Origin of the sequence: Klebsiella sp. 2680 (assembly GCF_900198535.1) — a bacterium.
GTDB lineage: Bacteria > Pseudomonadota > Gammaproteobacteria > Enterobacterales > Enterobacteriaceae > Klebsiella > Klebsiella indica.
Genome location: NZ_FZNJ01000001.1, coordinates 1,487,616 through 1,507,022, shown reverse-complemented (window position 1 = coordinate 1,507,022; position 19,407 = coordinate 1,487,616). Strand labels below are relative to the sequence as shown.

General features: G+C 54.1%; 16 protein-coding genes, 1 tRNA gene and 1 pseudogene. 11 read left to right on the top strand and 7 right to left on the bottom strand.

Going from position 1 to position 19,407, the window contains the following annotated elements; translation table 11 throughout:
• Window positions 1–39: 39 nt before the first annotated feature.
• Both FN037_RS07120 and FN037_RS07115 read left to right on the top strand, forming a co-directional pair.
• Window positions 40–1,803 (top strand): ABC transporter permease subunit, encoded by a 1,764-nt coding sequence (locus tag FN037_RS07120; RefSeq protein WP_142501826.1) that lies wholly within the window; start codon window positions 40–42, stop codon window positions 1,801–1,803.
• 10 nt (window positions 1,804–1,813) lie between these two features.
• Window positions 1,814–2,851, top strand: coding sequence for an ABC transporter ATP-binding protein (locus FN037_RS07115; protein ID WP_142501825.1), 1,038 nt, complete (start codon window positions 1,814–1,816; stop codon window positions 2,849–2,851).
• Between the two features lie 308 nt (window positions 2,852–3,159).
• Here the strand turns inward: FN037_RS07115 and FN037_RS07110 are convergent, their stop codons facing one another.
• Window positions 3,160–4,818: an FAD-dependent oxidoreductase gene (locus FN037_RS07110; RefSeq protein WP_142501824.1), complete on the bottom strand. Its 1,659-nt coding sequence runs from the start codon at window positions 4,816–4,818 to the stop codon at window positions 3,160–3,162.
• A 161-nt stretch (window positions 4,819–4,979) separates the two neighbouring features.
• Between FN037_RS07110 and FN037_RS07105 the strand changes: the two genes are divergently transcribed.
• A complete protein-coding gene (locus FN037_RS07105; RefSeq protein ID WP_142501823.1) occupies window positions 4,980–5,321 on the top strand; it encodes an ArsR/SmtB family transcription factor in 342 nt (113 codons plus the stop codon).
• A 182-nt stretch (window positions 5,322–5,503) separates the two neighbouring features.
• Here FN037_RS07105 and FN037_RS24530 read toward each other — a convergent pair.
• Window positions 5,504–5,876, bottom strand: a pseudogene (locus FN037_RS24530) (IS110 family transposase); the annotation flags it as partial.
• 343 nt (window positions 5,877–6,219) lie between these two features.
• On the opposite strand from FN037_RS24530, the gene FN037_RS24345 reads away from it, so the two are divergent.
• The 4 genes from FN037_RS24345 (at window position 6,220) to FN037_RS07085 (ending at window position 9,716) form a co-directional block, all read left to right on the top strand.
• Window positions 6,220–6,384 (top strand): hypothetical protein, encoded by a 165-nt coding sequence (locus FN037_RS24345; RefSeq protein ID WP_185929224.1) that lies wholly within the window; start codon window positions 6,220–6,222, stop codon window positions 6,382–6,384.
• 324 nt (window positions 6,385–6,708) lie between these two features.
• Entirely contained in the window at window positions 6,709–7,404 is a 696-nt protein-coding gene (locus FN037_RS07095) for a type 1 glutamine amidotransferase (RefSeq protein ID WP_142501822.1), read from the top strand.
• A gap of 68 nt (window positions 7,405–7,472) precedes the next feature.
• Entirely contained in the window at window positions 7,473–8,516 is a 1,044-nt protein-coding gene (locus FN037_RS07090; RefSeq protein WP_142501821.1) for an ABC transporter substrate-binding protein, read from the top strand.
• 69 nt (window positions 8,517–8,585) lie between these two features.
• Entirely contained in the window at window positions 8,586–9,716 is a 1,131-nt protein-coding gene (locus FN037_RS07085; protein ID WP_142501820.1) for a M24 family metallopeptidase, read from the top strand.
• Between the two features lie 271 nt (window positions 9,717–9,987).
• Here the strand turns inward: FN037_RS07085 and FN037_RS07080 are convergent.
• The 3 genes from FN037_RS07080 to proB form a co-directional block, all read right to left on the bottom strand.
• Window positions 9,988–10,063: transfer RNA gene (locus tag FN037_RS07080), tRNA-Thr, on the bottom strand.
• A gap of 113 nt (window positions 10,064–10,176) precedes the next feature.
• Complete coding sequence (gene proA, locus FN037_RS07075) at window positions 10,177–11,430, bottom strand: glutamate-5-semialdehyde dehydrogenase (RefSeq protein WP_138363204.1); 1,254 nt, start codon at window positions 11,428–11,430, stop codon at window positions 10,177–10,179.
• A gap of 10 nt (window positions 11,431–11,440) precedes the next feature.
• A complete protein-coding gene (gene proB / locus FN037_RS07070) occupies window positions 11,441–12,544 on the bottom strand; it encodes a glutamate 5-kinase (RefSeq protein WP_138363203.1) in 1,104 nt (367 codons plus the stop codon).
• 290 nt (window positions 12,545–12,834) lie between these two features.
• On the opposite strand from proB, the gene phoE reads away from it, so the two are divergent.
• Window positions 12,835–13,890: a phosphoporin PhoE gene (phoE, locus tag FN037_RS07065; RefSeq protein WP_142501819.1), complete on the top strand. Its 1,056-nt coding sequence runs from the start codon at window positions 12,835–12,837 to the stop codon at window positions 13,888–13,890.
• Window positions 13,891–13,951: 61 nt separating this feature from the next.
• Here the strand turns inward: phoE and FN037_RS07060 are convergent, their stop codons facing one another.
• Window positions 13,952–14,515: a C40 family peptidase gene (locus FN037_RS07060; RefSeq protein WP_142501818.1), complete on the bottom strand. Its 564-nt coding sequence runs from the start codon at window positions 14,513–14,515 to the stop codon at window positions 13,952–13,954.
• A 335-nt stretch (window positions 14,516–14,850) separates the two neighbouring features.
• On the opposite strand from FN037_RS07060, the gene FN037_RS07055 reads away from it, so the two are divergent.
• The gene (locus FN037_RS07055) at window positions 14,851–15,795 is read left to right on the top strand and encodes a LysR family transcriptional regulator (RefSeq protein ID WP_138363200.1); all 945 of its coding nucleotides are present in this window, start codon (window positions 14,851–14,853) and stop codon (window positions 15,793–15,795) included.
• On the opposite strand, the gene FN037_RS07050 is transcribed toward FN037_RS07055, so the two are convergent.
• The gene (locus FN037_RS07050; protein WP_142501817.1) at window positions 15,792–16,859 is read right to left on the bottom strand and encodes an ABC transporter substrate-binding protein; all 1,068 of its coding nucleotides are present in this window, start codon (window positions 16,857–16,859) and stop codon (window positions 15,792–15,794) included. The two genes, FN037_RS07055 and FN037_RS07050, sit on opposite strands and share 4 nt — an antisense overlap.
• A gap of 224 nt (window positions 16,860–17,083) precedes the next feature.
• Here FN037_RS07050 and FN037_RS07045 point away from each other — a divergent pair, with 224 nt between their 5' ends.
• Both FN037_RS07045 and FN037_RS07040 read left to right on the top strand, forming a co-directional pair.
• Entirely contained in the window at window positions 17,084–18,652 is a 1,569-nt protein-coding gene (locus FN037_RS07045) for an ABC transporter permease (RefSeq protein ID WP_142501816.1), read from the top strand.
• On the top strand, window positions 18,649–19,392 hold the full coding sequence (locus FN037_RS07040; RefSeq protein ID WP_138363197.1) for an ABC transporter ATP-binding protein: 744 nt from the start codon (window positions 18,649–18,651) through the stop codon (window positions 19,390–19,392). The genes FN037_RS07045 and FN037_RS07040 overlap by 4 nt, the downstream gene beginning before the upstream one ends.
• Window positions 19,393–19,407 lie beyond the last annotated feature (15 nt).

The window sequence follows — 19,407 nt, the reverse complement described above, 5'->3', positions numbered from 1 at the left end:
TAGAGGGCCCCGGGCCCTCTTATTCTGGAGGAATTATTCTTGACTGACTTTGCTTCTCCCGCCTCGAAGAAAAAGGTCTGTCGTCAGCGTCCGCGTCTGCATCCATTGTGGCTTACTGCGCCGGGTCTGCTGTTTCTGACCATTTTCCTCGCCTGGCCAACGTTGAAATTGATGCTGCTGAGTTTTCAGAACAGCGACGGCCTGTTCTCACTTGATATCTGGAGCCAGATGTTTGGCGCAGGTATATACGTTAAAGTGACGATAAATACCTTTATCATCGCTTTGCAAACCACCCTGACTTGCCTGCTGATTGGCTATCCGGTGGCATACTGGCTGGCGCAACGCAGTGAAAATACCCGCCGTCGTTTGATGTGGCTGGTTCTGCTGCCATTCTGGACCAGCGCATTGCTCAAAAACTTCGCCTGGATGGTATTGCTGTCCCGCCGCGGCATTTTGTCCGAAATCCTGATGGAACTGGGGGCCGACCAACCGCTTAATGTGCTGTATACCCGTGGCGTCGTGGTGTTTGCGATGGTGCACAGTATGCTGCCGCTGGCGATCATTACCATGCTCCCGACGATGACCAATATTGACAGTCGTCTGCTTCCTGCCTCTCATACGCTGGGCGCGTCACGAGTCAATGCGTTCTGGCGTATATTCTTTCCGCTGTCGATGCCGGGGTTAGTGGCGGCTTGTTTGCTCATTTTTATCAGTTCGCTTGGCTTCTTTATTACCCCGGCGCTACTGGGGAGCCCACAAGATTCGGTGATCGGGCAGTTATTGATTACTCAGGTTCAGCAGTTGCTCAACTGGCGGCTGGCCGGTGCTATCGCCATGATGTTGCTGGTCGTGACGCTAGTGGTGTGCTTTTGCTATGACAAATTGTTTGGCATGTCGTCGATTGCCGGTGGCGAAGGCCATGCCAGCAGCCCCAGGGTTCGGGCATTGGGTTATGGGGTGATTTCCGTGGTCGCCCGGCTGTTTGATGGTATTGCGATGTTGTTGCATCGGCTGCCGGGTAAACCGCGTTTCGGCTGGTTGCTGACGTTGTTTAGCGCACTGGTGATTGCGGTGCTGGTGCTGCCGGTAGTGTCATTTTTACCGATGGCGTTCAGTAGCTCCAGTTTTCTGCAATTCCCACCACCGGGTTTCTCCCTGCGCTGGATGCAAACGTATCTTGAATCGCCCATCTGGATGGGTGCGACCGCGCGATCCTTTGGTATTGCGCTGGCTACAGGGGTGCTGGCGGTGCTGATTGCGACTGCAGCTGCTTTTGGTCTGGCGCGTTATCAGGGGAAACGCGGCAGCCTGGTGGTGATGACTTTCCTGCTGCCAATGATTGTGCCGAATATCGTGACCGCGGTGGCGCTGTTTTATTTATTTGCCACGCTGGGGCTGGTGGGGACGGATGCCGGCATTATTCTCGGTCATACCGTGATGGCGATCCCGGTGGTGTTTATTATCATTCTGACCACGTTTAAACACTACGACTGGCGACTCGATCAGGCGGCTGGCACGCTTGGCGCTAACCGACTACGGGTCATCTGGAGCATCACTCTGCCGCTGATCAAAAGCAGCATGGTGGCAGCCTTTATCTTTGGTTTTCTTAATTCTTTTGAAGAGTTGACCGTCGCGCTGTTTGTCGGTGGTGGCGTAAAACAAACGCTACCGAAACAGATGTGGGATGACGTTCTGCTCTCGGTTACCCCTACGCTGGCGGCCGCATCGGTGCTTATTCTCACTGTGGTGACGCTGTTGTTTATTGTTGCTGAACGTTCGCGCCGTAAAGCTGAAGCCTTGTAAGGAGAAAAATATGTCCTCAACCACCAAAGTACAGGCTGAACAGATCGGCAAAGCCTATGGTCGGACGATGGTATTGCAAAATCTCGATCTTGCGGTGCGGAGTGGGGAGTTGCTGACCCTGCTCGGGCCATCCGGTTCCGGTAAGACGACCCTGCTGCAAATTATCAGTGGTCTGACGGAGCCGACGGCTGGTCGCTTGCTAATTGATGGCCGCGACGAGACCTGGACGCCTGTACACCAGCGTGATATTGGCGTGGTATTTCAGAACTATGCGCTGTTCCCGCACCTGACGCTGGAAGAGAACGTAGGTTTTCCGCTGCGGATGCGGCGGATGCCCGGGGCGGTCATTGCGCGAAAGGTTAAAGAGGCGCTGGAAATGGTCGAACTGGGTCATGCCGCCAAACGCTTTCCGCGCGCGTTATCAGGCGGGCAGCAGCAACGGGTCGCGCTGGTGCGTTGTCTGGTGTATCAGCCCAGCGTGATTCTGATGGATGAACCGCTTGGCGCGTTGGATCGCAAACTGCGTGAAACCATGCAGATGGAAATTAAGCGTATCCACCGTGAGTCCGGGGCAACCATTATTTTCGTTACCCACGATCAGGAGGAAGCGTTGGCGTTATCGGACCGCATTTGTCTGATGAACGAGGGGAAAATCGCTCAGGTGGATACGCCGGAAGTGATCTATCAGCAGCCCGCTTCGACCTTTGTCGCTGAATTTATTGGCTTGTCGAATATTTTGCAGGGGGAAGTACAAAATGGCAGCCTGATGACTCCTCAGGGCGCATTTGCGTTGCCGACAACGGCGTTCAGCGGCAAGGCTGCACTGGTGATCCGTCCGGAGCATATTCAGCTCTGTGCCGCCGATCAGGCTTTATTGCATGGCAGGATCAGTGAGCGTATCTATGCGGGTTCGGAAACGCGAGTGGTGGTGACGCTTGAAAGCGGTACACGTTTTATCGTGCGTAGTCGCGGTATGTCAGCCGGCGCCATTGGCGATCAGGTTTCGCTTAACTGGGATGTGGAAAACAGTCGGGTGTTATCAGCGTAAATCCTGTATGCCCGTAACGGCAGCGCAAAGCGCGCCGTTACGGAGAGTAAATGTTGAGATCGGTTCATGCTCCATGCGCTATAAGGCGTAATCTGCGGCATCGATTTCCAGCCGGAGAGGTCACCATTCTGACAAAGACAATCAGGGCTGTGATGTAAGCATCCCGGTAAACCGGAACATTCACGTTTAGCGATCTTCCGACATTCTGAGTATGTTCTGAGAGGAGAGCGCCATGCGCACTGTCTTTCAACTTTTCAGGACCATGTGTCAGCTCAAGTCGCGACGAATACCGATTATTTTAATACACATTATTTACTCATCGAGTCCATAACCGCTCGCCAGGTGATAAAGCCACCGCTCAGATTATATGCCCGAAAGCCGTGAGCCTGAAGAATACGGTATGCAACATGCCCCCGCAGACCGCTCTGACAGCCTATAAAAATCTCTTTTTCTTTAGGCAATTTTTCAAGATTCATTCGCAGGGAATCAAGAGGAATGGATAATGCATCAGGGTATTCGCCAAATTGCTTCAGTTCTGCAGGAGAACGAATATCAAGTAAACAATACTGACCCGGTTCCCGTTGTAACACATCGCTGACATGACATATGGCCGTATCCCCTTTGATGACATTTGCAGCCACCATTCCAGCCTGGTTCACAACGTCCCTTGCACTGTTAAAAGGGGGAGCATAAGTAAGTTCAAGATGCTCCAGTTCTTTTACGGTAAGCCCTGCGCGCTGTGCGACAGACAGTACATCGATTCGTTTATCAACCCCTTTTTTGCCTGACGCCTGAGCCCCCAAAATTTTACCGGTATCAGGGCTGAACAGCAGTTTCAGACTGATCATTGTTGCCCCTGGGTAGTAACTGGCATGATCGGCTGCATGGACGTAAATCTTTTCGTAGCGGGTACCATGGGCTTTCAACTGTTTTTCATTTGCACCGACGCTGCCAATACTCAGTGAAAATACCTTGCAAATAGATGTGCCCTGACTGCCCTGGTAAAGGCTGTGGCGTCCGAGCATGTTATCAGCGGCAATACGTCCCTGGCGGTTGGCTGGCCCTGCCAGAGGAATATGAGAGGATTCCTGAAAGACAAAGGCCGGTGTTTCAACGGCATCCCCCACGGCATATATATCAGGGCTACTTGTCCGCATACAGGCATTGACACTTATGCCTCCGAGATTACCAATGGCGAGCCCGGCTTTTTTGGCAAGGGTATTCTCAGGTTTTACACCGATGGCCAGGATAACCATGTCAGTCTGCAGAAACTCACCGTCAGAAAGCGCGACACGGAGCCCCGTTTCTGTCCGTAGTACTTCGTTGAGTGCCGTTCTGAGACGCAGATCCACGCCATGACTCCTGATTTCCTGATGCAGGGCAGATGCCATTTCAGGATCAACGGGAGACATAACCTGTTCCCCCATTTCCAGTAAAGTCACACGGATCCCCCTTTCTCTCAGCGCCTCCATCACTTCAAGTCCGATAAATCCCCCACCGACAAGCGTGGTGTGATCCACGTTATGTTGCTTAATCCACGCCTGGATAGCATCCATGTCAGTAAGACTGCGAAGCGTAAAGACGCCATCTTCTTGTAGCCCGGGTAAAGGGGGAACAACCGGAGCGGCTCCGGTACTGAGGAGCAAACGATCCCATTCTTCGGTATAGATGTCTCCTGAAGTCAGGTTTTTAACCGTTACCGTTTTATTCGCCGGGTCTACTGACGTCACTTCATGATATATACGCACGTCTATATTAAAACGGGATTTAAAATCCTCTGGGGTCTTCAGAATAAGTGACTGCCGTAACGGAATTTTTCCGCCTATATGATAAGGCAATCCACAGTTAGCGAAAGAGACATCGCTTCCCCTTTCAAATACAACAATATTGGCATCTTCTGACAACCGACGTGCTCTGGCCGCAGCTGATGCGCCGCCGGCGACACCACCAACAATAACTATTTTCATTTAATCCTCTCTGTTCACTCGAGGCAAAAATTCCTGCCGGATATCATCATTTCCTCGGGTCAGCAAGTCGCTGCAGACCTGACGAACACCGTGGCAAAATTATGTCACTTTTAGTATACTAAACTATATTATATAAAAATGCATAATGTAAGAGATCAGCAATGGTTAAGAATGAAGACACAAAGCGTCAGGCCGAGATGAAAAATGCAGCCTTAGGAGCCGCAGATGTATTACGGGGACTGGCCAATAGAGACCGATTATTGTTGATGTGTCAGCTAAGTCAGGGGGAAGCGAATGTAGCCGAGCTGGAAGTTGCTGTCGGTATTAGTCAGCCGACTCTGTCTCAGCAGCTTGGCGTTATGCGTCGTTTAAAACTTGTCGAGACCAGACGTGAAGGTAAAATGGTATTTTACCGCATTGAGGATCAACGTATCATGAGATTGTTAAATACCTTATATGATCTCTACTGCCCGCAGGCAGACACCAGTAAAGGAAGCTATTAGATTAGCCCCTTAGAGCACCAGACACTTCGTCTCGCTTAAGATGGTAGCAGTGTTAGCGGGACCCGAGCGGTGTCGTCGTACACCGCAGGGAAAAATTACCATTATTCAGCAGACTATGGAGCCGGGCATGACCGTCTTCGAAGTCCATTCCACAGATGACTATCGGACGAACTTCGCACATTAAGTAATTTGAACAGATTTGCATCCGGTACTGTGCCAAACAGCGTTTCGATTCGTTCGTCAATTTCATTCACGACTTTAATTTGTTTCGCCAGTGCTGTTGCCATTCAAGCATTCGCCTCAACACGGGTCTGTAGTTAATGGGATCTCGCTAACAATACTTGTAACACACTGTTCGGTAACGACTATTACGCAGCCACCTCTGGCATTCAGAAAATTACGAATCGTGTCACGCCCGGCGCGTTTCAGTTGTTGCAGACTGGGCTACCGTATAATCAGTTTAAACTCCCCCGATGTGACAACTACTCCCGGTTGGTGAGGATAATACTGTTTAAGCGTGTTGATTATCCGGTTCACGAATGGTTTTATCGGCTCGTTCTCTTCTGGTTAAACATTCAACATTTGCTTATCAATACAAGCGCCAACGGTATTATTTGGCGATTTGTCATTTGGCATTCTTATTGCATTCGTTTGGTATACCAAATGTAACGAGGAGAGGATCGTGCGACCCGCGAGCAGGGAGGCTGGAAGCTGACCGAGCCCGCGCTAACGGACGTGTTGGTGGCGGCGCCACAGGCGCTGATTCTGGCTGATGACATCTACGAAGCGCTGTGCTACGACGGTGCGCCGTTCGCCACGCTGGTGCAGCCCGCCGACTTCCTGCCGCAGTGACTGGCTACGTTGACCAAACGCCATGACTGGGTGATAGCGCTTGTCAATGAGGTCAGGGTTGAGTGCCGCTACGCCGCTGGCCGCGTTTTACGTGTTCGTCAGCTGCGGTGGGCAGTTGGACCAGAAGACTCCGGCGGGAGCAACGCTCCCTGACGCCGCCGTGGCCGACTATCTGCTGACGCAGGTCCACGTCGCCACGCTGCCTGGTTAGGCCTTTGGCACGCCCAGTTTTTTCGGCTTGCTTATGCGCTGGACGACGCACTGTTGTAGTTCTCCTGTCAGAGTATTGGCTGTGCCTATCGGGGATTATGTCGATGTGTCTCCATTTGATATGACTTTCTTATTTTTGCCGTAGATCGGCGCTTTTTGGCGATATTCGCTGAAGATGTCGCTTATATTGCCTACGGTTAAATGGCATACTATTGGCATGCCAGTGTGAATCGCACTGCTTCCGTTCTAATGAACGGCGGTGATTAAGACCGCCTGCGTTGAGAACGACTCGCTTTTGGTAGTGACTTATTATCAGAGGATATTTATGGCAGCCAAACGTTTGCTCTATCTGCATAACGGTCGCACAACCAGCACCATCGCCCAGTTGGATCAGCGCTTTGAACAATGGGGACTGCAAGTTGATTCCTTCTGGGCCTATAACAATGAATTCCCCGGCAGTCTTCGTGGCTATGACGGCATTTTCCTTTCCGGCAGCCCCCACGGCGCCTATGAGGATATTCCGTTCATTCAGTGCGAACATGAGCTGATTCAGGATGCGGCGCAGGAAGGTATTCCGATGCTTGGCGTCTGTTTTGGCAGTCAGATCCTCGCTTCGGCGCTATGTGGCCGCGATCAGGTTTTTCGCCGTCCGTTCTGTGAAATAGGCAATAAGTGGCTGACGGCCACGCCTGCCGCCGCTGATGACCCTATCGCCTCCGGTATCGTTCCCCGCGTTTACATGTTCGTCTGGCACAACGATGAAGTCCGGGCCGATCACCCACATATGACGCTGCTGGCCAGTAGTGACCAATGCCCGAATCAGATCTGGCGTTATAAGGATCGGCCGATTTGGGGGATCCAGGGGCATCCCGAAATTACTCTGGCGCAAGCTCCGGCTTGGTTTGAGCAGAATCGACAGCGCATGACGCTGGATGGGGGAGATATTGATCAATTGATTGCCAGCACTGACGAGGCGCTGGCGGCTAAAACCATGTTGACCAACTTCGCTGCGCTAATTTAGTCCAGACTCAGCGCGAGCGGCCTTGAACTGCCAGACCATTGACGCAGTACTTAACGGGAGAGAAACAGATGAGAGAGTTGCTTATGAAGTGGAAGGCCGCCAGCGTACTGGCAACGATGTTCCTCACCTTTGCGGCGAGTGCCGACGATGAAATGGTTTTTTCCAGTTGGGGAGGCGCGTATCAGGATGGTATCCGTGAGGCCTGGATCAAGCCTTTCAGTCAAGAGACGGGGATCAAAGTCATAGAAGACACGAACCCGGTGATCGCGCGCATTCAAGCCATGGTCGATACCCATAAAATTGAGTGGGATGTGGTGACCGCTGGCGGTTCCAGTCTGATGCAAGGAGCACAGAGCGGCCTGTTCGAAAAGATTACTCCCGACATGGTGGATGAAAGCAATATTTTGCCGGAGGCGCGTAATGACTATGGTATACCGTCGGAAATTTTTTCCACGGTCATTGGCTATTCTACGCAGGCATTTCCCCATGGCGGACCGAAAACCTTTGCTGATTTTTGGGACGTAAAAAAATTCCCTGGTAAGCGGACTCTTCCCGCTCAACCGGAGACGGTACTGGAAGCAGCGCTGATGGCTGACGGCGTAGCGCCAAAGGATGTTTATCAGGTGCTGAGTACTGACGCGGGTATGCAGCGTGCGCTCAATAAAATCCGCCAGATTAAACCCTATGTCACTATGTGGTGGTCTGCTGGCGCGCAACCGGTTCAAGCGCTAGCCAGCGGAGAGGTTGTTATGGCGCTGGGATGGAATGGCCGTTTCCAGGCGGGTATCGACGATGGTCGTCCCATCGCGATGTCCTGGGCGCAGTCGATTGCTCAGGTGGGGTATTTTATGATCGTCAAAGGGGCACCCAACAAGGCTGAGGCGGTAAAATTCCTGAACTACATCGTCAAACCAGAAGTACAGGCTCGTTTCAGCCAATATGTCGCGTATGGCCCGGTCACTCCCAAATCAATCCCGCTAATTAACGCTTCTCGAATTGAACGACTACCGTCTACGCCAGATCGGTTGGCTAATGCGTTGTTTCTCGATATTACCTGGTGGGCCGCACACTCGCTGGCCGCCAGAGAAGCGTATAACACCGCGATACAATAATGACACCCGGCGCGGCGACGCTCGGGCCGCCGCTACCGTTCCTTGTACTGTTTAATTAAGGTTCAGATGATGGCGAAAACAAATTATTGGTTTGCAAAAGAAGAATTTGAACAACGGCTGCAGCGGGTGCAACGCCATCTGGTAGAGCAGGGATATGACGGTTTACTGGCGTTTATGCCGGAAAGCGTGACGTGGTTGACCGGCTTTTTTACCCGGGCCTACTCGTCGTTTCAATTTGCCATCATTCCGGCCAGCGGCAAGCCGACGCTGATCTGCCGCGACGTAGAAGCATACTATTTGGATAGCACATGTGTTTACCCTGACCGGGTCATGTGGAGTGATAGCGATGACAAGATGGCAGTGGCAACCGATGCCATTCGTACGCGTCTTGGCCATGCGCCGCATTTGGTGGTAGAGATGGATGCATGGCCATTATCAGTAGCGCGATTCAACGCTATCCGCGACGGCCTGCCTCAGGCGCGTTTTGCTGATGCGGGTTTACTGGTGACGCAGATGCGGTTTATCAAATCCACCGCCGAAGTTGCCTATCAGCGCGCTGCAGCTCGGGCGGCCGAGGCTGGAATGCAGGCCGCCATCAACGCTGCGCTGCCGGGTACCAGTGAGCGCGAGATGGCGGCGGAAATCTGTGCCGCTATTATCCGTGCTGGCAGCGATCTACCTGGCCCTGGCGTGATGTCCTCTGGTGAGCGGGCTTATCACCTGCATGGAGGGTACAGCGATCGGGTGTTACAGCATGGCGATATTGTGCAGATAGAGACGACTCCTAATGTCCGTCATTATCATGCGCGTTTTATGCGGCCGATCCGGGTAAGCGAGGCGAGTGAGACGGACCTGCGCGTCGTTGAGCAACTGATTGCTATTCAGGATAAGGCTCTGACGGCGGTTGCTCCAGGTGTGGCCGCATCGGTACCCGACGCCATCTACCGCGACGGAGTCCTTTCCGCGGGATTGCGCGAGAGTTATACCAACAAGACGTTTTACTCGGTGGGACTCCTGCTCGCACCAAGCGGTGGTGAGCCGTTGGAAGCCGCCCCCGGTTGCGACTGGACTTTTGTGCCGGGCATGACCTTTCATACCTATGTGTTGGCACGAGGTTTCGGTATGTCGGAAACCATTCTGATTACTGATACTGGCTATGAACGTCTGACACAGTTTTCTCGCCAGCTCTTTATCAGTTAGCGTTTCCTGGGGATATTTGGAGCTAAGGTAAGGATACCATCGCCTGAGCGGTGTTGCATTGACCGATATACAGATGCAACAGCAGGATTTTTGTAAGCGTCGTCTCAGTACCGTCTGGCTCTGAAACTGTAAGCACACCCTTGCATTGGGCCACAAACAATCTCACTGTACCTGCCACAATTTTGCCACACTCACAACGCGCAAAAATGCACATTCGTGTTAAGAAAAGCAAAACAATGCAACAGTAATTATATGATTTTATTGGAAAAGATGGTGCCGATAATAGGAGTCGAACCTACGACCTTCGCATTACGAATGCGCTGCTCTACCAACTGAGCTATATCGGCCCTGCAAGATGCGCTTACGAGCGTAAACACGGGGTAGAAGGTTAAAACTAACCGGGTGATGCGTCAATAGCCTTGCGAATCAAGTGGCTGATTTTGCATCACCCTCGCCATAATTAAGCACGGATAGTATCGTCGCCGAAACCAATCCACTTATAGGTCGTCAGCGCTTCCAGACCCATCGGGCCGCGTGCGTGCAGCTTCTGGGTGCTGACCGCCACCTCCGCGCCGAGGCCGAACTGGCCGCCGTCGGTAAAACGGGTTGAGGCGTTAACATACACCGCAGAGGAATCCACCTCGTTAATAAAGCGGTTTGCATTGCTTAACGAGCGCGTCAGGATAGCGTCTGAATGCTGGGTGCCATGCTCGCGAATATGGGCCACGGCCTCATCCTGATCGGCAACCACTTTGACGTTCAGATCCAGCGACAGATATTCATTGTTATACTGTTCCGCTTTCACTGGTTCTACGCTTGCCGGACCACCTTGTAGCAAGGGCAGGGCGCTCGCGTCGGCATGCAGGCTGACGCCGCTCTCCGCCATTTGCTGGCTTAATGCAGGCAGGAAGCGCCCGGCGATATCCTGATGCACCAGCAGCGTTTCGACAGAGTTACAGGCGCTGGGGCGCTGCACTTTGGCGTTAACGATGACTTTTAGCGCTTCGGTAATATCGGCGGAATCGTCGATAAAGATATGGCATACGCCAATCCCGCCGGTGATCACCGGAATGGTTGACTGCTCGCGGCACAGTTTATGCAGACCCGCGCCGCCGCGAGGGATCAGCATGTCGATATACTTGTCCATCTTCAGCATCTCACTGACCAGCGCGCGATCCGGACTCTCAATCGCCTGGACGGTGGCTGCCGGTAGGCCGCACTCCTGCAGCGCCTGCTGAATGACTTTCACCGTGGCGGCGTTAGTGCGCCAGGTCTCTTTGCCGCCGCGCAGAATCGCCGCGTTGCCGGTTTTGAGGCATAAAGAAGCGACGTCAACGGTGACGTTTGGGCGGGCTTCGTAAATCACGCCAACCACGCCCAGCGGCACGCGACGTCGCTCGATACGCAGGCCGCTGTCGAGCAGACCACCATCGATCACCTGACCAACCGGATCGGCAAGGTTGCAGACCTGCCGGACATCATTCGCGATCCCGCTCAGACGCGTCGGGTTGAGCGCCAGGCGGTCAAGCAGCGCCTCGCTTAAACCGCTGGCGCGTGCTTCTGCCAGATCTTCCGCGTTTGCGCACAGAATCTCTTCGGCCTGCGCTTCAAGATAGTCGGCAATCTTTTCCAGCACCTGATTCTTTTCGCGGCTGGAAAGCTGCGCGAGTTTATATGAGGCCGCTTTGGCAGCAATGCCCATTTGTTCCAGCATTTTCAGCTCCTTAACGGATAATCATATCGTCACGATGGACGGCGACCGGACCATATTCATAGCCCAGAATGGCATCGATCTGCTGCGAGTGCTGCCCGGCGATACGGCGCAGAGCATCGCTATTATAACGGCTGACGCCGTGGGCGATATCACGGCCGTCAAGATTACGAATACGGATGACTTCACCACGCGAGAAGTTGCCGGCGACGGTCTTAATTCCTTTCGGCAGCAGGGAACTGCCGCGCTCAAGAATCGCCTGGGTCGCACCGGCGTCGACGGTAATCTCACCGGCCGGCGGCGCGCCGAAAATCCAGCGTTTGCGGTTTTCCAGCGGCGACGCCTGCGCGTGAAAACGGGTCCCGACGGAAACGCCTTCCATAACGTCGCCAATCACCCCTGGACGGCTGCCGGCGGCGATAATGGTGTCGATACCCGCGCGGCAGGCGACATCGGCGGCCTGCAGTTTAGTACCCATACCGCCTGTACCTAATCCCGACACGCTATCGCCGGCGACCGCACGCAGGGTGTCATCAATACCGTAAACATCTTTAATTAGTTCGGCCTGCGGGTTATTGCGCGGATCGGCGGTGAACAGTCCCTGCTGATCGGTCAGCAGCAGCAGTTTATCGGCGCCCGCCAGAATAGCGGCCAGCGCCGACAGGTTATCGTTATCGCCAACTTTAATTTCAGCGGTCGCCACGGCATCATTTTCATTAATGATTGGCACGATGTTGTTATCCAGCAGCGCGCGCAGGGTATCGCGGGCGTTGAGAAAACGCTCGCGGTCTTCCATATCCGCACGCGTCAGCAGCATCTGGCCGACGTGAATACCGTAAATAGAAAACAGCTGTTCCCACAGCTGAATAAGGCGGCTTTGGCCGACGGCCGCCAGCAGTTGTTTGGATGCGATGGTCGCGGGCAGTTCAGGGTAGCCGAGGTGCTCACGTCCGGCGGCGATCGCCCCGGAGGTCACTATCACAATTCGATGACCCGTCCCGTGCAGCTGTGCGCACTGGCGCACTAATTCGACGATATGGGCGCGGTTCAGGCGGCGGGATCCGCCTGTTAAAACACTGGTGCCCAGTTTTACCACCAGCGTCTGGCTGTCACTCATGATTCTCTGCCGTTCAAAAAGGAATTTCGATATCGAGTTGATGTTGTAACAGGAGTCAGGCCGCTTGCCAACACCTGGCGTCATGGATGCGCCACTTCCTTGTGCGGATCGGGCATTCTGGCGGGGGAGTATGACATTTTTATGATGGAAATAATTAAATACCCTTTTTTAGAAAAAGTTCCATCTTGTCATAGATTTTTAATATTCGAGCGTTAAAAAAACAGCAGTTTTTAACCGGGCTGCGGCCCGAAATTGATTGGCGCGTATAAATAAATTACCAGGACTGAATAATGAAAAAGCGTTCACTGGCATTAATGATGATGGGTCTTATTGCTACTTCGGCGACACAAGCAGCAGAAGTTTATAATAAAGACGGTAATAAACTGGACGTCTATGGCAAAGTCAGGGCGATGCATTATCTGAGTGACTATGACAGCAAAGATGGCGACCAGACTTATGTGCGTTTCGGGATCAAAGGCGAAACGCAGATTAATGACCAACTGACTGGCTATGGCCGTTGGGAAGCGGAATTCTCCGGCAACAAAGCGGAAAGCGACGCTACCCAGAAAACGCGCCTGGCCTTCGCTGGCCTGAGATTCAAGAACGTTGGTTCATTTGACTATGGCCGTAACCTCGGCGCGCTGTACGACGTTGAAGCCTGGACCGATATGTTCCCGGAATTTGGCGGCGACTCCTCCGGGCAGACGGATAACTTTATGACCAAGCGCTCCAGCGGCCTGGCAACTTACCGCAATACCGATTTCTTCGGCCTGGTTGATGGGCTGAACCTGACCCTGCAATATCAGGGCAAAAACGAAGGCACTCGTGACCCCAGCAAGCAGAATGGCGACGGTTTTGGCTCCGCAGTAAGCTATGACTTTGGTGGCAGCGACTTCGCTATCAGCGCGGCTTACACCAGCTCCGACCGTACCGACGCTCAGAATCAACTGACGCGCGGCACCGGTAAAAAAGCGCAGGCCTGGGCGACGGCGCTGAAATATGACGCCAACAATATCTACCTGGCGACCATGTATTCGGAAACCCGCAAAATGACGCCAATCAGCGGCGGTTTTGCGACTAAAGCGCAGAACTTTGAAGCCGTGGCTCAGTACCAGTTTGACTTTGGTCTGCGTCCGTCTCTGGGCTACGTGTTGTCAAAAGGCAAGGATATTGAGGGGGTGGGTGATGAAGACCTGGTCAACTACATTGATGTCGGCATGACTTATTACTTCAATAAAAACATGAACGCCTTTGTTGATTACAAAATTAACCAGCTGAAGAGCGATAACAAACTGGGTATCAACGATGATGATATCGTCGCTGTGGGGATGACCTACCAGTTCTGATAACTTAACGTTAAGACAAAGTAAAGCCGCCGTGATAACAGGGCGGCTTTGCTATTGGTAATTAGCGATTTTTCGCCAGATGCAGATTATCGTTATTCATCGTGATCTGGGTATTATATTCCTTCGGCAGGCGACGCGCCTGGTAGAATACTGATTTCCAGTACGGATTATCCAGCGACGAGCGCATAACGCCCTGGCTGGCGGAAGCATGAAGGAAATTATGGTCAGTGTCGTAGAAACCGACGTGCATACCGCCTTTAATACGGAAGAAAACCAGATCGCCAGGGCGTAACTGCTGCGGGCTAACGCGGACCCCCATATGCAGAAGTTCGCGCGTAGTGATGCGCGCCATCGGCAGGTTGAAACGATCCTTTAGCGTACGCCAGACAAAACCGGAGCAGTCAACCCCGCTCTGTTTCGTGCCGCCCCATTCGTAGGGCGCGCCTTCCCAGGTATGCATCTGGTCATGCAGAGCGGCGATCACCGGGATCAGGTCATCTGAACCTTCGTCGATAGTCGAATGGCTATGCAGCGCGACGGTTTTATGCGGTTTAGATGTGGAGGAACATCCTGTCAAAAGCAAAAAAGGAACCAATAATAGCGCGTGAGCAAGTTTAGGCTTCATATCATTATTTTTCGTCACAAGGGAACGGACCGAGGTCTTTTATAGCCGATTCGCTACTGTGTCAGAATGACCAAACGCAAAATTTACGAAACCTTACGTAAATAATATATGTCGGGTGGTGCAGTGAGAATCAGCAACCATTATTTACGCCAAAACAGCGTATCCATCATTAATAATTTTTTTCTTCGGGAAACAATATTTCACAAAGGCGAGGCTGGCTGACTTATTCAGATTCAGGTCAAGGTGAAAGTGAAAGATCCTCATCATCCCGGCATTGCGCAACCTGGTTGCCCTCCAGTACTTTTGTGTAATAAAAAAGAGAGTGGGACGAGCCTATGCATTTGGATTTTCGCCAACTGCGCAACTTTGTGGCGTTAGTTGAGTACGGCAGTTTTAATCGCGCCGCGGAGGTGGTATGTCTGTCGCAATCGGCGTTCAGCCGCAGCATTCAGGCGCTGGAGCAGAGCATTGGCCATCCTTTATTTGACCGCCAGGGCAAGCTGCCGACGCTAACACTGCACGGGCAAAAGCTGCTGCCTTACGCCCGCCGTTTTCAGGAACTGAACGTTGAACTCAGCAGCCAGTTGCGCGAGGCGGATGATGCGCAGAACGGTGAAGTCGCTTTTGGCTGCGGTCCGGGGCCCGTAGCCGGGCTGATTCCGGGCGCTATCGGTGAGTTTCATCGTCTGCTGCCGCAGGCGAGGGTGCGCTTTCATATTGATAACTGGATTACCCTGCATCAAGCGCTCACCACACAGCAGTATCCCTTTGTGGTCGCCGATAGCTGGCAGGCTGAGCTGGATCCGCAGCTACGCGTTCAGCCGCTCAGCCCGCGGCGCTGCTTTTTCGTCTGTCACGCCGACCATCCGCTGGCTAAACAGGGTGCGGTCTCTATTCAGTCGATGTTGCGCTATCCCTTTGTGGCGCCCTGTCTACCGCCTGGCGTGCGGAAAGTGCTGGCGACGCTCAGCCAACAGCAGGACTTTACTCCGGCGATTCAGTGCGATCACCTCTATGCGCTTTTCTCCATTCTGGCCCATACCGACGCGATAAGTTTCGCCAGCGAAGATGGCTTCGCCCTTTGCCAGCACAGCCACCGGCTGGTCAGGCTGGAGCTCAGCGATCTGCCCGATGAGTGGCGGCTGATGCAGACCCGGTTCGCCATTATTTCCCCGGTCCACGCGGTTCTGCCACCGCTGGTGGAGAAGCTGATTGAGATTATTCTCCATACTGACCGCCAGTCACCGCTTCAGTTGTTGGCTCAGAACGGGAGAACTTAACCGGCGCTGACCGGCTGGCCTTTCGCATCGTACAGCGGCCAGTGTTTTTCCAGTTGCTGGGTTTTCAGCGCCTGCTCGACAAACTTGCCGTCTACCCACTGACTCACATCAAAAGCGCTGCGGATCAGGCGGCCAGCGTGGGCCTGTTCGACGCTGCTGCTAAAGCTATCACTCAGGAACGGGTCGATGCGCGGTGAGGTGACAAAATCCAGATCCTGCGGCTGTAATTTTTCCAGAAATAGCGCCTGCGGAATCTGGCTTTGCTTCGCCATCTCGGCGGACCAGGCATCGCGATTCGCAGGGTCGCTGATTTCAGCCGCGTTTTTCACCAGTACATTAATAATCTGCTGGGTTGCCTGGGGCCACGCGTCAATAAACGCCTGGCTCCCGAGGAAGGCCGCCTGGGTGGTGTTCTGACGACCGAAATCACCGCTTTTCGCCACCACATCTATCTTATCGCCGCGTAATGCCAGTAGAGAAACGCCGCCCCAGACAGCATCAACGCGGCCTGCCGCCAGCGCCGCTTTTCCGGCGTTCCAGTCAAGATTGATGACCTGCAAATTACGTTCGTTAAGCCCGACAGTTTGCAGGGCCCGGTCAAAGGCTAACTGATCTGCCGTGCCGCGATACACCGCCACCCGTTTTCCTTTCAGATCCGCCAGCGTTTTTATCCCCGAGGCTTTGGTCGCCGCAAGGTAAGATTCCGAACCGCGGCTGCCCAGCAGCAAGCGCGTTGGCAGCCCGCTTGCTTTGCCGATAATCGCCGCCAGGTCGCCGAGATAGACAAAATCAAGCTGCTGGTTGGCTAACGCTTCATTCACCGCCGGACCCGCACCTTTAAAAAATTGCCATTTAATCTCCACCCCTTGCGGCTTAAATACCGTTTCCAGTTGATGGCGGATAAACGCCATGCCGACCGGTCCCTCAATAAACGGTTTACTGCCAGCGCTTTGGTCCGGTACGCCGATGCGAATCGTATGTAGCGCCTCGGCCTGGACATGTGTCAGCAGGCCGATAATCGTAACTAACGCCAGAAGGGTGCGGCTAAAAAATGCTTTCATCATAATTTGTTGTTCCCTTACGTTTTTTTCTTCACCGTAAAGAACAGCCCGGCGACCTGTTAAATGCTTTTATTCGCAAAGCATTGCATAAAAAAAGCTAAATCAGAGGTCGCGCGCCCGGCAGGCCGAAATGCATTTGATGCATCGGCATTATTCCCTTAATGCAATGGCGGTGCAGCGCGAGTCACGTTCTTATAGCGGCATAACTTCCCGAAACGTGGATCGATATGTCGCAGATGATCTTAAGAACCGAAGCCCCCGGCAGGCCTGACTTCAGGCTTAACGGCTGGCCGTGGCTGCTACCCGCGTTATTGCTGCTGCTGTGGTACGTCGCCGCCCGAGAACGGTGGATGCCGGAACAAATTCTGCCCGCGCCGTCGGTGGTTGCCGATACCGCGCTGTCGCTGCTGAGCGGCGATCTGCTGGCGCAATGGGGATTTAGCCTCCAGCATCTGGCGCTTGGTCTGCTGCTGGGCGCCATTGTCGGAACGCTGCTGGGCGCACTGTTTGGCCTGGTGCCGGCGGTCGCGCAGCGGGTGGAGCCGCTGTTTTATGCCCTGGCGCAAATCCCGACGCTGGGCTGGATCCCTCTCTTTATGGTGCTGTTCGGTATTGATAACGGTCTTAAGCTGGCGGTTATCGTCAAAACCACCATTGTGCCGATGGTCATCAACACGCAACAGGCGGTTGCCAGCGTGCCGCTGCTCCTGAGCGAAGCCGGAAGCGTGATGAATTTCTCTCGCTGGCAGCGGCTGCGCTGGCTGGTGATCCCGGCAAGTCTGCCGGGCTGGTTTACCGGCCTGCGGTTGGCGCTTTCGCAGGCCTGGGTATCGCTTATCGTTGTCGAACTGCTGGCTTCCTCTGAAGGCATTGGCTACCTGATGGTCTGGGGGCGCCAGCTGTTTCAACTGGATATCGTCTTTGTCACCATTGCGGTTGTGGGCCTTAGCGGCATGCTGATGGAGTGGGCGGCGAACCGGGCCTGTTCCCGATTGGTGTTCTGGCCGCAACCGGCCGCCGGACGCCTGGCCTGGAAACCGCGGGCCAGCTGGCGAGCGCTACCGCTGCCGTTCGTACTGTTGGCGCTGTGGCAACTGGCCAGCCAGTGGGGCTGGATCGATAGCGCATTATTCTCTTCGCCGCTGGCGGTGGCGGAGCGTTTTGTCCGTGGGGTCACAAGCGGAGAGCTGACCGCTGCGATGCTGGCAAGCCTCGGACGGGCCGTTGTTGGCGGCGCGCTGGGGATCGCCAGCGGTCTGTTATGCGGGCTGCTGCTGGCGCTACGTCCGCGCGCCGGGCAGATCTTTACCCCTACGTTTAATGTACTGCGCCATATCGCACTGTTTGCCTGGCTGCCATTGCTGACCGCATGGGTCGGCAATGATAACGGCGGCAAAATTGTCTTTATCGCGCTGGCCTCGTTCTTTCCCATGTTCTTTAGCACCCTTCAGGCTGTGTTTCAGCGTAGCCCGCAGCTCGATGAAGTCGCCAGAGTGTTGCGCCTGGATGGCATTGCGCGCTTGCGCAGGCTGATTCTTCCCGGCGCCGCGCCGGGGATTTTTGCTGGTCTGCGGCTGGCGCTGATTTACGCCTGGCTTGGCAATATTGGCGCAGAGTATTTCATGTCCTCCGGTGTCGGGATCGGCAGCCTGATGATCAATGCTCAGCAGTTGCTGGATATGCCGACCATTCTCTGCGGTATGGTGCTGGTCGGTATTACCGGCGCGGTGCTGGATAAAACCGGGCGTTTACTGGAAATGCGCGCCACTCGCTGGCGACAACAGGAGCAACTATGACCTCTTCAACTCTGGTCTCTTTTCGCCAGGTACGTAAATCCTGGCAACAGGTAACGGCGCTACACAATTTCAGTCTGGATATCGCCGCCGGTGAACTGGTGGCGCTGGTGGGCAGCAGCGGCTGCGGTAAATCGACGCTGCTGCGGATGCTGGTGGGCCTGGAGTCGGCGACTCAGGGTGAAATTCGCATTAATGGCGAGCCGGTAACGGGCGTGGGTAAAGAACGGGGCATTGTATTTCAGGAGCCGCGTCTGTTTCCGTGGCTTAACGTTATCGACAACGTGATGCTTGGCCTGGCGGACGAAAAGCTCAGTCGGGCGGCGAAACGCCAGCGGGCGCAGGAAATGCTGGATCGCGTGCAGTTAAGCGAATTCGCCAGTGCGTTGCCCGCTCAGCTTTCCGGCGGAATGGCCCAGCGGGTCGCCATCGCCCGTGGTCTGGTCGCCCGTCCGCAGATCCTGATGCTGGATGAACCTTTTGGCGCGCTGGATGCCCTGACGCGCCATACCCTGCAGCAGGAGCTCTTACAGATCCACCAACGCGCGGGAACCACCACGTTGCTGGTGACGCACGATGTTGAAGAGGCGGTAGCGCTCGCCGACCGGGTGGTGGTGCTCACGCCGCGTCCGGGGAGGATACGCGAAGTAGTGAGTTTAACACTGCCGCATCCACGCCAGCGTGACGATGACGGGTTTACCGCCGCCTGCCGCCAGATTCGCAATCTGATTACTTCTGACTGATTTTTTTATTAAGGA